The sequence below is a fragment of the Lampropedia puyangensis genome, assembly GCF_004833285.1.
GTDB classification, from domain to species: Bacteria; Pseudomonadota; Gammaproteobacteria; order Burkholderiales; family Burkholderiaceae_C; genus Lampropedia; species Lampropedia puyangensis.
This window is the reverse complement of sequence record NZ_STFG01000007.1, coordinates 26,928-39,550: the sequence shown is the minus strand read 5'-3', so window position 1 is coordinate 39,550 and position 12,623 is coordinate 26,928. Positions and strand designations below refer to the sequence as shown.

Sequence of the window (12,623 nt, the reverse complement as noted above, 5' to 3'; positions counted from 1 at the left end):
ATGTGTCATGTTTTTTTGAATCGAGGCAGCTACAAAACAGGAAGATATAGCGTATCGACGGCGATTGTGGCCTTGTCGCTGCTGGTGTTGAGTGGCTGTGTAACGTCGGTCACGACGACCTCCAGTTTAGGAGGAGCTGCTACTGGTGTGTCGCAGTCTGCGGATTCGCAAAAAGCCGCGCAAACACGCTTGGAGTTGGCTGCAGAGTATTTACGCGCAGGTAATGTCACAGTGGCTCTGGAAGAGGTCAATAATGCATTGAAGCTCAATTCCAGCATGACGGAAGCTTATGTGCTGCGGGGCATGATTTATTCTCAACGAGGGGATTTTGCCAGTGCTGAGGCTGATTACGCGCGTGTCATGCGCGAGCGTGGTTCTGACCCAGATGTGATGCACAACTATGGATGGATTTTGTGCCAGCAAGGCCGCTATGCTGACGGCGATGTGTACTTTGACAAAGTCTTGGCAACTCCGGGCTACGCTACCTCCGCGCGCACATGGATGACCAAGGGCCTGTGTTTACAAGCAGCAGACAAGACCAATGCAGCAAAGCAGGCTTTGCTTAAAGCGGTTGAATACGATCCGAACAATCCGATTGCAACCTACAACTTGGCGAGCATGTTGTACCACGCAGGCCAAGTCGCCGACGCACAAATATATGTACGCAGATTGAATAATTCTCCCTATGCCAATGCGGAAACGCTATGGTTGGGAGTCAAGATTGAAAACGCGATGGGTAACCAGCTCGGTATTCGTGAGCTGGGTGAAGTGTTAAGCCGTAAGTTCCCCCAGTCGCGAGAGTTTGTTCTTTATGAACGCAAGGCGTTTTATGAGTGAAGCAGTGAGTCCTACAAGCCATTCCAGCCCAGAAGGGGGCGAGCAGTCTGCAGGCGGCTTGTCCAAACCGTCGATAGAAACGCTCAAGACACCAGGAGCTTTGCTTCAGCATTACAGGCAAGAGCGACACGTGAGTTTGCATGAGTTGGCTGCAGTTCTCAAAGTGACGCCTGATAAATTGGATGCTCTGGAGCGTGATGCCTATGAGAAGCTGCCAGACATGGTTTTTACGCGTGCATTGGCATTGAGTATTTGCCGTTTGCTTGGGGCTGATTCGGCGCCAGTCATGGCTTTATTTCCAAGCGCAAGCTCGCCCAAGTTGGGGCGCGATTCTGATGGGCTCAACCAACCTTTCAAAGGGGGAGAGCAGCCCACACTGGGCTCATCCAGCATCAAAGAAGCTTCCTCCGCACCTAAGGTGTTGCTAGCCGTCGGCGCGCTCTTGTTGGCTGCTGTGGCTGTCTATTTTTGGCCTCAAGTCCAGCGCATACTGAATCTGGATGCAAGCCAAAGCTCGCAAATAGCGAACGGCCAAGGCACCGTCGAAAGTACGAACCGTGGCTCAGGCATTCAGACTTTGCAGGTGCCCGGACTTGCTGCATTGCAGACTGCTAATGCCGATAGTAGTGATGGCGAGCCTGTACCAGCACAAGCGCCAGAGTCAGAGGAACAATCGGAAGAAACTTCCTCGTCAACGGTAGCAGGAGCGGCTCCGCTTGGGGGCGCAAACACTGCAGTTGTTTCAAGTGCCTTGACCACTGCTGCATCCCATGGCACTGGGCTTGGCGCGGCAAATGTTGCTCAGTCGGCCGCTTCGGCACCAGCTGTGAATCCTGTTGTGAACGGAGAGGCTGCGACGCCAGTGGCTGCTGTGGATACGATCCGTATTGAAGCCCAAGAACCTGTGTGGGTGCAGATTCGGGACCAGTCGAATGCTATCGTGCACCAAAGCACTTTGCCAAAAGGGCGTGAGCTCGCCATTACCAATGCCCCTCCGCTTCGCGTTGAAATAGGCCGTGCGGATGCGGTCAAAGTCACCGTTAAAGGGCAGGACTTCGATGTGCACCCATTTGCGCGTGGCAATGTGGCTCGGTTTGAGGTGACTCCGTGACAGTGTCACTCTTGATTCATAAGGGTGAGGCTATGGATTCTGCTGAAAGTCCGCTCGGGATCGGCTCTTGTCCTATTGCCTTGTCGCAACCCAAAGCACATACGTCATTGCAGGCACGTGTCGAGTGGCGCGCGCGCGTTGTCACCATTGGTGGTGGGGCGCCTGTACGCATCCAGTCGATGACTAATACGGACACGGAGTCTGTAATTGAAACGGCCATTCAGGTCAAAGAGTTGGCGTTGGCTGGCTCTGAAATGGTGCGTCTGACCGTCAACACCAACAAAGCCGCAGAGGCTGTTCCACACATTCGTGATCAGTTGGACCGCATGGGGGTGGATGTCCCTCTTGTAGGCGATTTCCATTTCAATGGCCACAAACTGCTGACTGAGGTGCCTGCTTGTGCCCAAGCACTCTCAAAATACCGCATTAATCCTGGTAACGTGGGCAAAGGTGCTCGGCACGATGTTCAGTTTGGCCAGATGATTGATGCTGCGCTGAAGTGGAACAAGCCGGTGCGCATTGGTGTCAACTGGGGAAGCTTGGATCAGGAGTTGCTGGCCAAGTTAATGGATGAAAATCTGCAACGTGCAGCACCCTGGGATGCCCGTCAAGTCATGTACGAGGCATTGATTACCTCGGCAATTGGTTCTGCTCAAAAAGCGGTGCAAATGGGTATGCAGCCTGGACAAGTGATCCTTTCCTGCAAGGTTAGCGCTGTACAAGATTTGATTGCGGTCTACCGCGAATTGTCTAAGCGCTGCAATTACCCTCTTCACTTGGGTTTGACTGAGGCTGGCATGGGAGCCAAGGGTACGGTGGCATCGGCTGCAGCCCTAGCGATTTTGCTGCAAGAGGGAATTGGGGACACTATTCGTGTCTCACTCACGCCCCAACCGGGTGAAGCCAGAACACAGGAGGTGTTGGTCGCTTCAGAAATTTTGCAGGCGCTGGGGTTGCGCGTATTTGTGCCCAGTGTTACGGCATGTCCAGGTTGTGGTCGAACCACCAGTACCACGTTTCAGGAATTGGCCAAGCAAATTGATGATTTTCTGCGTGGCCAAATGCCCTTGTGGCGCACGCGCTATCCAGGGGTGGAAAACATGAAGGTGGCAGTGATGGGGTGCATCGTCAATGGTCCCGGTGAGAGCAAGCACGCTGACATTGGTATTAGCCTGCCGGGCAATGGTGAAGCTCCTTCGGCACCTGTGTTCATTGATGGTGAGCGAACTATGCTGCTCAAGGGCGATGATATTGCTCAGCAATTCCACCGTATTGTTAGTGACTATGTTGAGCGTCGGTATGGCGCATCGGCGTCTGCCTCGAATGAATAAAAGAATGGTGCCCGACTCGCTTGTTTGCGACGCACTGTATGTATTTCTTCTATCTGTGAAAATAATTCTGTGAGCGATCTTGATTCTTTGCCCCAAACGGGTGCAGCTACTTCCAAAAATAAACCATCTTTCAAGCCTGTACAGGCCATCCGCGGAATGAATGACATTCTGCCGCCGGAGTCTGCCCTGTGGGAGTGGCTGGAGGAAAAGGTGCGCGCTGTGATGCACCAATGGTCGTATCGCAATGTGCGTACCCCGGTGCTGGAACATACCGGTTTGTTTGTGCGTGGCTTGGGAGAAGTCACCGATATCGTCGAGAAGGAAATGTATTCCTTTGAAGACAGGGCTGATAAACAGGGTGATGCCGACCATTTGAGCCTACGGCCCGAGGGGACTGCTGGTGTGGTGCGTGCAGTTTCTGAGCACTCCTATCTGTATGACGGAGGAAAACGCCTTTACTACATGGCTCCCATGTTTCGTCGTGAACGTCCGCAGCGTGGACGTTACCGTCAATTCCACCAGGTAGGGGCGGAGGCTTTGGGGTTTGCCGGGCCAGAAGTCGATGCAGAGATGATTTTGCTGGCCCATGAGCTGTGGCAGCAAATCGGTCTCAAGGATGTGACGTTACAGCTCAATAGTCTTGGGCAACCTGAAGAGCGTCAGCGCCATCGCGAAGCCTTGATTGCTTATTTTCAGGCGAATGAGGACCAGTTGGATGAGGACGCAAAGCGTCGTTTGCACAGTAATCCATTAAGGATTTTGGATACCAAAAATCCTGCCATGCAGGAATTGGCAACACAAGCGCCTAAATTGATGGAGTACTTGGGCGATGCATCACTCAAACACTTTGAACAAGTGCAGGCTATTTTGCAGGCGCAAGGTGTGAAGTGGCAGATCAATCCACGACTGGTGCGAGGGCTGGACTATTACAACCTGACGGTTTTTGAATTTGTATCCGAAGCGCTTGGCTCACAAGGTACGATTTGTGGTGGTGGCCGTTATGACTACCTGATCGAGCAGATCGGTGGTAAGGCTGCTCCCGCAGTGGGGTGGGCATTTGGTGTCGAGCGGGTGCTGGAGTTGGTTAAGGAGCAGCAGCTGGTGCCGGCGGCGAAAAGCCCTTCTGTTTACGCGATTGTGCCTGATGCCGCAGCGCTTCCACAGGCTATGGCCTTACTGACAGCATTGCGCCGTATGGGTGTGGCCGCGCAGTTGCACACCAGTGCGGATTCAGCGCAGGGAATGGGCAGTTTTAAATCCCAATTCAAGCGCGCGGATGCCAGTGGTGCGGCATGGGCGTTGGTGTTCGGTACGGATGAATTGGCCCGTGGCGAGGTGGCACTCAAGCCACTGCGCCATGCTGGTGAGCAGGTGCTCTATGCACTCAGCAATATCGATGCGTTGGCCGCGCGCATACAATCACCGATTGCTCAGTAAGTGGCATTGGTCTGTCAATAAGCGCCGATAAGCGGCAGGACAATCATTGTGCTTGCTATAGTGCTGGGATTGCAGGGTATTCATGACAGGCCTCTCGGATGGTCGAGAGGTTTTTACAAATATTGATGGTTTTTATGGCAACACATTTTGATTTGCAAGAACAAGAACAACTGGCCACACTCAAGCATTTTTGGAGTAGCTGGGGAACGTTGATTTCTGTAGCTGTGTTCGCTGTAGTTGCGGCCATTGCTGGCTTTAATGGTTACCAGTATTGGCAGTCAAGCCAAGCAAGCAAAGCAGCAGAATTGTTTGATCAGGTTCGCGTAGGGACTGAGCAGCAACAGGCTGATGCTGTGACTCAGCGTCTGGAGCTTTTGCAATCTTCTTACGGTAAAACTGTGCAGGCCAGCCAGGCATCCCTTGTTGCAGGGCGCTATTGGGTGGAAAAAGAAAACTGGGCAGCAGCAGCAGATGCGTTTAAATGGGTGGCAAGCAATTCTAAGGATGAGGGCTTTCGTGCGTTGGCCACATTGCATTTGACGTCTGTGCAAATGCAGCAGCAGCAGTGGGATACGGCATTGGCTACGTTGAACGGCTTCTCCTTTCCATACGAGTTCCGTGCTTTGCGCGATGACCGCAAAGGCGATATTTTGCAAAAGCAAGGCAAAACCCAAGAGGCCATTGCAGCTTACAACGCGGCCTTTGAAGCGTTTGAACCAACTGCGCGTTATCGTCTGGTTGTGCAAAGCAAACTCAATGCGCTGGGCCAAACTCCTGCGGCATTGAACCGTGCGGGCGCTTAATAATCGAATCCGGAAATAGCTGCTTTTTTCTCAGGATCACAGATGACTCAATCCTTGTCGCTCAAAGCGAATAGCCTTTCGCGTAAACGGGTGTTGCGCTGCGCCTTGTTGGCCGTAGTTGCCGCGCAGTTGGTAGCCTGCTCCGTGTTCTCTAGCAGCAAGACGCCTAAACCTAAAGAACTTGAACCTAATGTGGCGCGTTTTGCCGCATCACAAGTTTGGACGGCCAATATTGGCACTGTTGGATCTATTCAGCTCTCACCGTTGGTTCAGGGTGATGCGGTGACCTTGGCTACCGCATCGGGTACCGTGGTTAGTCTACAAGCCAACACGGGTGCTGAGTTGTGGCGTGCCAGCCTGAAGGACCGTTTGGTTGCCGGTGTTGGTGGCGATGGACAAACCTTTGCGGTCATCACCGCACAGAATGAAGTTGTGGCACTGCGTGATGGTCAGGAGCAATGGCGATATGCCCTGCCTGGCCGTTCGTTTACAGCCCCATTCGTGGCTGGTGAGCGGGTGTTTGTGGTAACCGCTGATCGTGCTGTGTTGGCTTTGGATGCCGACAATGGCGCATTGATTTGGGATCGTCCCGGCACGGATGGCGAGAACCTTTCGCTTCAGGAGTCGTTGCTATTGACGGCAGTGGGCAATACTTTGGTTGCGGGTTATTCTGGTCGTTTGGTTGGTATGAGTCCGGACACCGGTTCCATCCGCTGGGAGGCCCCTATTGCTATGCCGCGTGGCATCAACGACATTGAACGCTTGGTCGATGTCGTAGGGCATTACAGCCGAGTGGGTAACAACGTTTGTGTGCAGGCCTTCCAAACGGCCATTGGGTGTGTGAATGCATCGCGTGGTGAAACCACGTGGACGCAAAAACTCAACGGCGCTGTTGGCGTTGGTGGAGATGAGGGTGCCGTTTACAGCGTTGATGCCACTGGGCGTATGCAGGCTTGGGACCGTGTGGATGGCAAGCAGCAATGGTTGAGCGATCGCTTACAGTATCGCCAATTGTCGGCGCCCGTGCAGGTTGGGCGCGCTGTGGTTGTCGGCGATTCGACAGGGCTGCTGCACTTGCTTGAGCGCAGTGATGGCTCACCTCTGAATCGATTCCAGACCAACAGTTCAGGTATTCGTTTGGCGCCAGTGTATGCAGCCAATACATTGATTGCCATTACCAATAACGGCGCGGTGTTTGCTTACCGTCCTGATTAATGGATTGAACCCATGCTTGCCGTGACGCAGGCGTGAATGTTTGAAGATGGCTGCTGCCTGTTGACAGCGGCCATTACGTATTTTTGATGTGCTAGAAATGTGAAGGGCTAGACATGCTCCCAGTCATTGCTTTGGTGGGTCGGCCCAATGTTGGCAAATCCACGTTATTTAACCGCTTGACGCGTACCCGTGATGCGATCGTGGCCGATTTTGCAGGCCTGACGCGTGACCGCCACTACGGCACAGCCAAACTGGGCAAGCGTCAATTCATCGTGATTGATACAGGGGGCTTGGAAGACAGTTCCGAAGGCGCGATTTTTCAGAAAATGGCGGGCCAGACTTTGCAGGCGATTGCCGAGGCGGACCTCGTCATCTTCATGCTTGATGTGCGAGCTGGTTTGGCAGGGCAAGACCAAGAGATTGCACGCTATTTGCGCAAAATTGGCAAGCCGACCTTGTTGGTTGCCAATAAGGCAGAAGGCATGAAGGACAGCGCGCAGCTGTCTGAATTTTATGAGTTAGGTTTAGGCGAGGTTTATGCCATTTCTGCTGCACATGGCCAAGGGGTGCGCGATGTGCTTGAACTGGCGCAAGAGATGCTGCCTCCAGAGGTGTCTGACGATGAGGAGGCCGCTTCTGAAGAAGAGCAAGAAGACAGCACAATCCGTATTGCTGTAGCTGGCAGGCCAAACGCAGGCAAATCTACTTTGATCAATGCTTGGTTGGGTGAAGAGCGCTTGGTCGCTTTTGACATGCCAGGTACGACCCGTGATGCCATCCGCGTGCCGTTTCAGCGTGGTGAACAGCGCTACGAACTGATTGATACGGCCGGTTTGCGCCGCAAAGGCAAAGTGTTTCAATCCATTGAAAAATTCTCCGTGGTTAAAACTTTGCAAGCCATTGAGGGCGCGCAAGTGGTTGTTCTAGTCATTGATGCGGTAGATGGTGTTACTGATCAGGATGCCCATATTGCAGGCTTTATTTTGGAATCAGGCCGGGCAGTAGTCGTTGCTGTGAATAAGTGGGATGCTTTGGATCGCTACCAGCGTGAGCAACTGGAACGTTCAATTGAGCTGCGTTTGAGCTTTATGAAGTTCGCTGCGCTCAAGCATATTTCTGCGCTCAAACGTCAGGGCTTGGGGCCTTTGTGGACTGCCATAGATGCTGCTTATGCGGCGGCCACTTGCAAAATGCAAACAGCTAAGCTCACACGGCTGTTGCAAGAGGCCCTGCAGTACCAAGCACCGCGCAAGAGTGGTATGTATCGTCCTAAACCGCGTTATGCGCACCAAGGCGGTATGAATCCCCCCATTATCGTGATTCATGGCAATTCGCTGGATCACCTGAGCCAGTCTTATCAACGGTTTTTGGAGACGTGGTTTCGCAAGGCATTCAAGCTCGAAGGAACACCTTTGCGCATAGAGTTGCGTACCTCAGAAAACCCATACGCAGACAAAAAGTAAGCAGTCGCTGGGCAGCTTAAGTTGCACTATGGAGTATGGCTAAGCGCCAGGCTATGTGCAGAATGTATGTTTTTGCTTTTTTCCACCCTGCATGGCCTATGGTTTTCACTAATGCCTTCATGCTGTGTTATGGTACGAGTTCTTTTCTTTTTAACAACAATAGCCAACACGGAGTTATATCGTGAGCAACAAAGGCCAACTTTTGCAGGATCCGTTTTTGAATGCCCTGCGTCGTGAGCACGTTCCCGTCTCGATCTATTTGGTAAACGGCATCAAGCTGCAAGGCCAGATCGAGTCTTTTGATCAATATGTGGTTTTGCTGCGCAATACTGTGACCCAAATGGTCTACAAACATGCCATCTCTACCATCGTTCCAGCTAGACCAGTGAACTTTGCCGCACCTGCAGAGCAGGCAAGCGAGTAAAACGACAGCGTTGCTGTTGTCGACTCAAAGGCAATTCCTATTGCAACCGGGCAGTGCAAGCTGCTTTGAATTGGCCAGCTTTTGGGCTCCTTTGCAGGGGGCTTGAGGCTGGCTTGTTGCGTTATAGGATGGTTTTTTCTGGAGCCATTCCGATTCATTATTTCAGTTGAGTAAAAACGAATTTGCAGTCACCCCCGTAGAGGTGCCACCAGCTTTGTTGGTGGGGGTCGATTTTGGAGAAGCGCACTTTGATAGCGAACTTGAAGAACTTGGATTACTGGCCCAGACAGCCGGGCTTCAAGTATGTGATCGCGTAGTTGTGAAAAGAAAATTTCCTGATCCTGCCTATTTCATCGGCACAGGAAAGGTGCAAGAGATCAAAGCTTTGGCATTGGGCCATGGTGCGGGTGAAATTATTTTCGACCAAGCCTTGAGCCCTGCGCAGCAGCGTAATCTGGAGCGCGAAATGGGCATGCCAGTGTATGACCGCACTTTTTTGATTTTGGAGATTTTTGCCCAGCGTGCTCGCAGCCACGAGGGTAAGTTGCAGGTCGAATTGGCGCGGTTGCAATACCTCAGTACCCGTTTGGTGCGGCGCTGGTCGCACTTGGAGCGTCAGCGTGGCGGTATTGGCGCGCGCGGCGGTCCGGGTGAGACCCAGATTGAGTTGGATCGTCGCATGATTGGCGATGCCATTAAGCGCGTTCGTGAGCGCTTGAGCAAACTTAAAAAGCAGCGCAGTACCCAACGTCGTCAACGCCAGCGCAATGCAGTCTTCAACATCTCATTAGTAGGCTATACCAATGCGGGTAAGTCTTCTTTATTCAATGCGATGGTGAAGGCGCGCGCTTACGCTGCCGATCAGCTGTTTGCGACTCTAGACACGACCACGCGCCAGTTGTATTTGCAGCAGGCGCAAGCCAATGTGTCCCTCTCTGACACGGTGGGGTTTATCCGTGATTTACCGCATGGCTTGGTTGAGGCATTTCAGGCGACGTTGCAAGAGGCCGTTGATGCTGACTTGTTGCTGCATGTGGTCGATGCGTCTAATCCGCATTTTCCAGAACAAATTCAAGAGGTCGTGCGGGTACTGGAAGAGATTGGTGCTGACCAAGTGCCGCAAATGCTGGTGTTCAATAAGCTTGACCGTCTGGCGGACGCACAACAACCTGTTGCTATGCACGACACCATGGAAATTCAAGGACGTCAAATCCCTAGGGTGTTCATCAGTGCGCATACAGGGCAGGGTTTGGATGAGTTGCGCGAAGTGCTTTCGCGCTGGTGGCTTGCGCACCGATCTGATAGTGCCCCAGCGTGGGCAGATGAACACGGTGATGTGCTCACTGATGATGGGTTTGATCAGGGTGAGGGTGCGCAGGTATAACCTGACAAATAACCCTTGAAATACCCTACTGAACTCTGATTTAGGCACAATCATCCCTTTCGCGCTTTATTGGCGTTGGTGCTTAGCTTGCAAAAGCGACGGCACCCTCCATTTCTAGAACCAAAGAGACTGAGTGAATGACTGCAACATCACGCGGCCAAGGCTTGACACGTTTTCTTGAAAGATTGCGTGCGCTTTTTAATTTAAATGATCCCGGTTGGGGGCGCGGTTCAGGTGACCGTGCAGGCTCCTCAGATGAGGGGGCTGGCCACAAACCTGAGCAAACCCCATTACCCCCACCTTCTGCGCCAGAGCAACGTCCACAGGGTGGGCCACCTTCTCCACAACGACCACAAGACCAGCAACAACCGCCTGACTTGGGGGAATTGCTGGGTGATTTGAATCGCAAATTGGGCAACCTCTTTGGTGGCGGTGGTGGTAACCGTCCTTCCGGTGGCGGCAATCGCAATGGCGGCGGTGGCTTTCCTGGAGGAATCAAGCCGCCAGCACTTTCCGGTGGTTTGGTCGGAATTGTCGCTATCGTCTTAGTGGGTTTGTGGTTGGTTTCAGGCTTTTTTGTTGTGCAGGAAGGTCACCGAGCCGTAATTACCACATTTGGTAAATACCAGCGCACAGTTTCTGCCGGTTTGAATTACCGCCTGCCAGCCCCAATCGGGGGCCATGAAATGGTGGATATGCGTATCAAGACCATGGATATTGGCAGTGGCCGTACGTTGCAAGAGACAGGGCTGAACGAGTATGCGATGTTGACCCAAGATGAAAACATCGTTGAGATTCTCTTCACGGTGCAATACCGTATTAACAACGCTGAAGACTGGCTGTTCAATACCGCCAACCAACCTGGTGCAATCGCAGCTTCAGCTGAGTCTGCCGTGCGCGAAGTTGTTGGCAAAATGTCGATGGATGAGGCGTTGGCAGGGCGACGTGAAGACATTGCACCTGCGCTGCGTACTTTGATGCAGGCCATTTTGGATCGTTACCAAGTGGGCGTGGAAGTGGTGGCCATCAACATGCAGCCAAGTGGTGTGCGTCCACCTGAGATGGTTCGTGCTGCATTTGATGATGTGTTGCGCGCGGATCAGGAACGTGAACGTGTGAAGAACGAAGCAGAAGCTTACGCCAACCAAGTGATTCCTCGTGCAGTGGGTGAGGCCTCACGCATGAAGGAAGAGGCCGAAGGTTATCGTGAACGTGTGACTGCGCAAGCACAAGGTGATGCTGCACGGTTTGATGCCGTGCTGGGTGAGTACCGCCGCGCTCCAAGTGTGACGCGCGAACGCATGTACCTGGAAACCATGGAAGAGGTTTACCGCAACAGCAACAAGGTGCTGGTCGATCCGAATAACGCCAGCAGTTTGATGTATTTGCCGCTGGATAAATTGATGGAGCAAAGCAACGCTCAGGCACGAAGCAGCACTAATGCGTCGTCAGTTGCTGCCCCAGCTTCCGTATCCAATACAGCACCTTCGGTGCAAACACCATCAGCCGCCGGTACTTCGGCTCCATCTGCACCTGCAGGGCAACGCCGCCCTAGCCGTGAAGTGCGTTGATGGAATGAGAGCAAAGAGGTATTTTTCATGAATCGAATTGGCTTTTGGCTTGTGTCGCTGCTGGTTGCTTTGGCAGTGGCAAGCTCCTTGTTTTTTGTGGTGAATGAACGCCAATATGGCGTGGTTTACCAGTTGAGTGAAATCCGTCGTGTGGTTAAAGAACCGGGCTTGCATCTCAAGTGGCTTCCGTCTCCATTTCAAACGGTAGATTATTTGGACAACCGTTTGCTGACGTTGGAAAGCAACTCTACAGAGCCTTCCTTGACTGCAGAAAAGCAATGGGTTGTTATTGATTGGTATGTGCGTTGGCGTATTGCTGATCCAGAGGCCTATATCCGCAATGTCGGACGTTCTGAGCAAGATGGTGCGGCCCAGCTGAGCCGGGTTGTGCGCAGCGCTTTCCAAGAGGAAGTCAACCGCAGAACTGTGCGCCAGTTGTTGTCTGAACAGCGTCAAGAACTGATGGATGCGGTGCTCAAGCAAGTTTCCCAGAGTGTGGGAGGCGCTACTCGCACACAAGAATCTGCTGATGGGCAAAGTGTGAGTACGGTAGTGGGCTCATGGGGGATAGAAATTGCCGATGTGCGTATTACCCGCGTGGATTACTCCAAGGATATTACCGAGTCGGTCTTCAACCGAATGAAGGCTGAGCGTGCCCGTGAGGCGGAACGCCTGCGTTCAGAAGGCTTGGCAGAAGGTGAACGTATTCGCGCCAATGCCGAACGTCAAGCAACAAAAACACGTGCAGATGCCTACAAAGAAGCCCAGGAAACACGTGCAGTGGGCGATAGTGCTGCAACACGTACATTTGCCGATGCCTTTGGTAAGGATCCTGAATTTGCCCAGTTCTATCGCAGCCTGCAAGCCTATCGCAACAGTTTGGGCCAACCTGGCGATGTGATGGTGCTTAACCCGGCAGAGTCGGAGTTTTTCAAGGCCATGCGCACGGATGGCGCGGGCGCCAAGTAACGCTTGAGCGCTGGCTCCTCTAGCGAACACTCATGCTGTACGGATTCATTTTCGTACAGCATTTTTTTGCGGTAATGG

Annotated in this window: 11 protein-coding genes; all 11 read left to right on the top strand. The window is 52.7% G+C overall.

Translation table 11 applies throughout. From position 1 onward, the window contains the following. The 11 genes from pilW (at position 1) to hflC (ending at position 12,545) form a co-directional block, all read left to right on the top strand. On the top strand, positions 1–837 hold the full coding sequence (pilW, locus tag E9531_RS08145; RefSeq protein ID WP_136573269.1) for a type IV pilus biogenesis/stability protein PilW: 837 nt from the start codon (positions 1–3) through the stop codon (positions 835–837). Beyond that, positions 830–1,948, top strand: coding sequence for a helix-turn-helix domain-containing protein (locus tag E9531_RS08140; RefSeq protein WP_158291741.1), 1,119 nt, complete (start codon positions 830–832; stop codon positions 1,946–1,948). The genes pilW and E9531_RS08140 overlap by 8 nt, the downstream gene beginning before the upstream one ends. A 32-nt stretch (positions 1,949–1,980) precedes the next feature. Next, positions 1,981–3,279, top strand: a complete 1,299-nt coding sequence (gene ispG, locus E9531_RS08135; protein ID WP_136573267.1) for a flavodoxin-dependent (E)-4-hydroxy-3-methylbut-2-enyl-diphosphate synthase — start codon at positions 1,981–1,983, stop codon at positions 3,277–3,279. Positions 3,280–3,366: 87 nt separating this feature from the next. Next, positions 3,367–4,716, top strand: a complete 1,350-nt coding sequence (gene hisS, locus E9531_RS08130) for a histidine--tRNA ligase (RefSeq protein ID WP_280177186.1) — start codon at positions 3,367–3,369, stop codon at positions 4,714–4,716. A 134-nt stretch (positions 4,717–4,850) separates the two neighbouring features. Continuing rightward, entirely contained in the window at positions 4,851–5,519 is a 669-nt protein-coding gene (locus E9531_RS08125) for a YfgM family protein (protein WP_158291740.1), read from the top strand. A 42-nt stretch (positions 5,520–5,561) separates the two neighbouring features. Beyond that, positions 5,562–6,734 carry an outer membrane protein assembly factor BamB gene (gene bamB, locus E9531_RS08120; protein WP_136573264.1) on the top strand — a complete coding sequence of 391 codons (1,173 nt, stop codon included), beginning with the start codon at positions 5,562–5,564 and terminating at the stop codon, positions 6,732–6,734. Between the two features lie 113 nt (positions 6,735–6,847). Beyond that, entirely contained in the window at positions 6,848–8,197 is a 1,350-nt protein-coding gene (gene der, locus E9531_RS08115; RefSeq protein WP_136573263.1) for a ribosome biogenesis GTPase Der, read from the top strand. Positions 8,198–8,378: 181 nt separating this feature from the next. Then, a complete protein-coding gene (gene hfq / locus E9531_RS08110; protein WP_136573262.1) occupies positions 8,379–8,621 on the top strand; it encodes an RNA chaperone Hfq in 243 nt (80 codons plus the stop codon). A 166-nt stretch (positions 8,622–8,787) separates the two neighbouring features. Next, positions 8,788–10,005, top strand: a complete 1,218-nt coding sequence (gene hflX / locus E9531_RS08105) for a GTPase HflX (RefSeq protein WP_244610041.1) — start codon at positions 8,788–8,790, stop codon at positions 10,003–10,005. 137 nt (positions 10,006–10,142) lie between these two features. Continuing rightward, a complete protein-coding gene (gene hflK / locus E9531_RS08100; protein ID WP_136573261.1) occupies positions 10,143–11,576 on the top strand; it encodes an FtsH protease activity modulator HflK in 1,434 nt (477 codons plus the stop codon). Between the two features lie 27 nt (positions 11,577–11,603). After that, positions 11,604–12,545: a protease modulator HflC gene (gene hflC, locus E9531_RS08095; protein WP_136573260.1), complete on the top strand. Its 942-nt coding sequence runs from the start codon at positions 11,604–11,606 to the stop codon at positions 12,543–12,545. Positions 12,546–12,623 lie beyond the last annotated feature (78 nt).

Bases quoted from the DNA above. Each gene is read 5' to 3' on its own strand.
- der (WP_136573263.1), top strand. From the start codon at position 6,848: ATGCTCCCAGTCATTGCTTTGGTGGGTCGGCCCAATGTTGGCAAATCC.
- E9531_RS08140 (WP_158291741.1), top strand. From the start codon at position 830: ATGAGTGAAGCAGTGAGTCCTACAAGCCATTCCAGCCCAGAAGGGGGC.
- ispG (WP_136573267.1), top strand. From the start codon at position 1,981: ATGGATTCTGCTGAAAGTCCGCTCGGGATCGGCTCTTGTCCTATTGCC.
- bamB (WP_136573264.1), top strand. From the start codon at position 5,562: ATGACTCAATCCTTGTCGCTCAAAGCGAATAGCCTTTCGCGTAAACGG.
- hflC (WP_136573260.1), top strand. From the start codon at position 11,604: ATGAATCGAATTGGCTTTTGGCTTGTGTCGCTGCTGGTTGCTTTGGCA.
- hflK (WP_136573261.1), top strand. From the start codon at position 10,143: ATGACTGCAACATCACGCGGCCAAGGCTTGACACGTTTTCTTGAAAGA.
- pilW (WP_136573269.1), top strand. From the start codon at position 1: ATGTGTCATGTTTTTTTGAATCGAGGCAGCTACAAAACAGGAAGATAT.
- E9531_RS08125 (WP_158291740.1), top strand. From the start codon at position 4,851: ATGGCAACACATTTTGATTTGCAAGAACAAGAACAACTGGCCACACTC.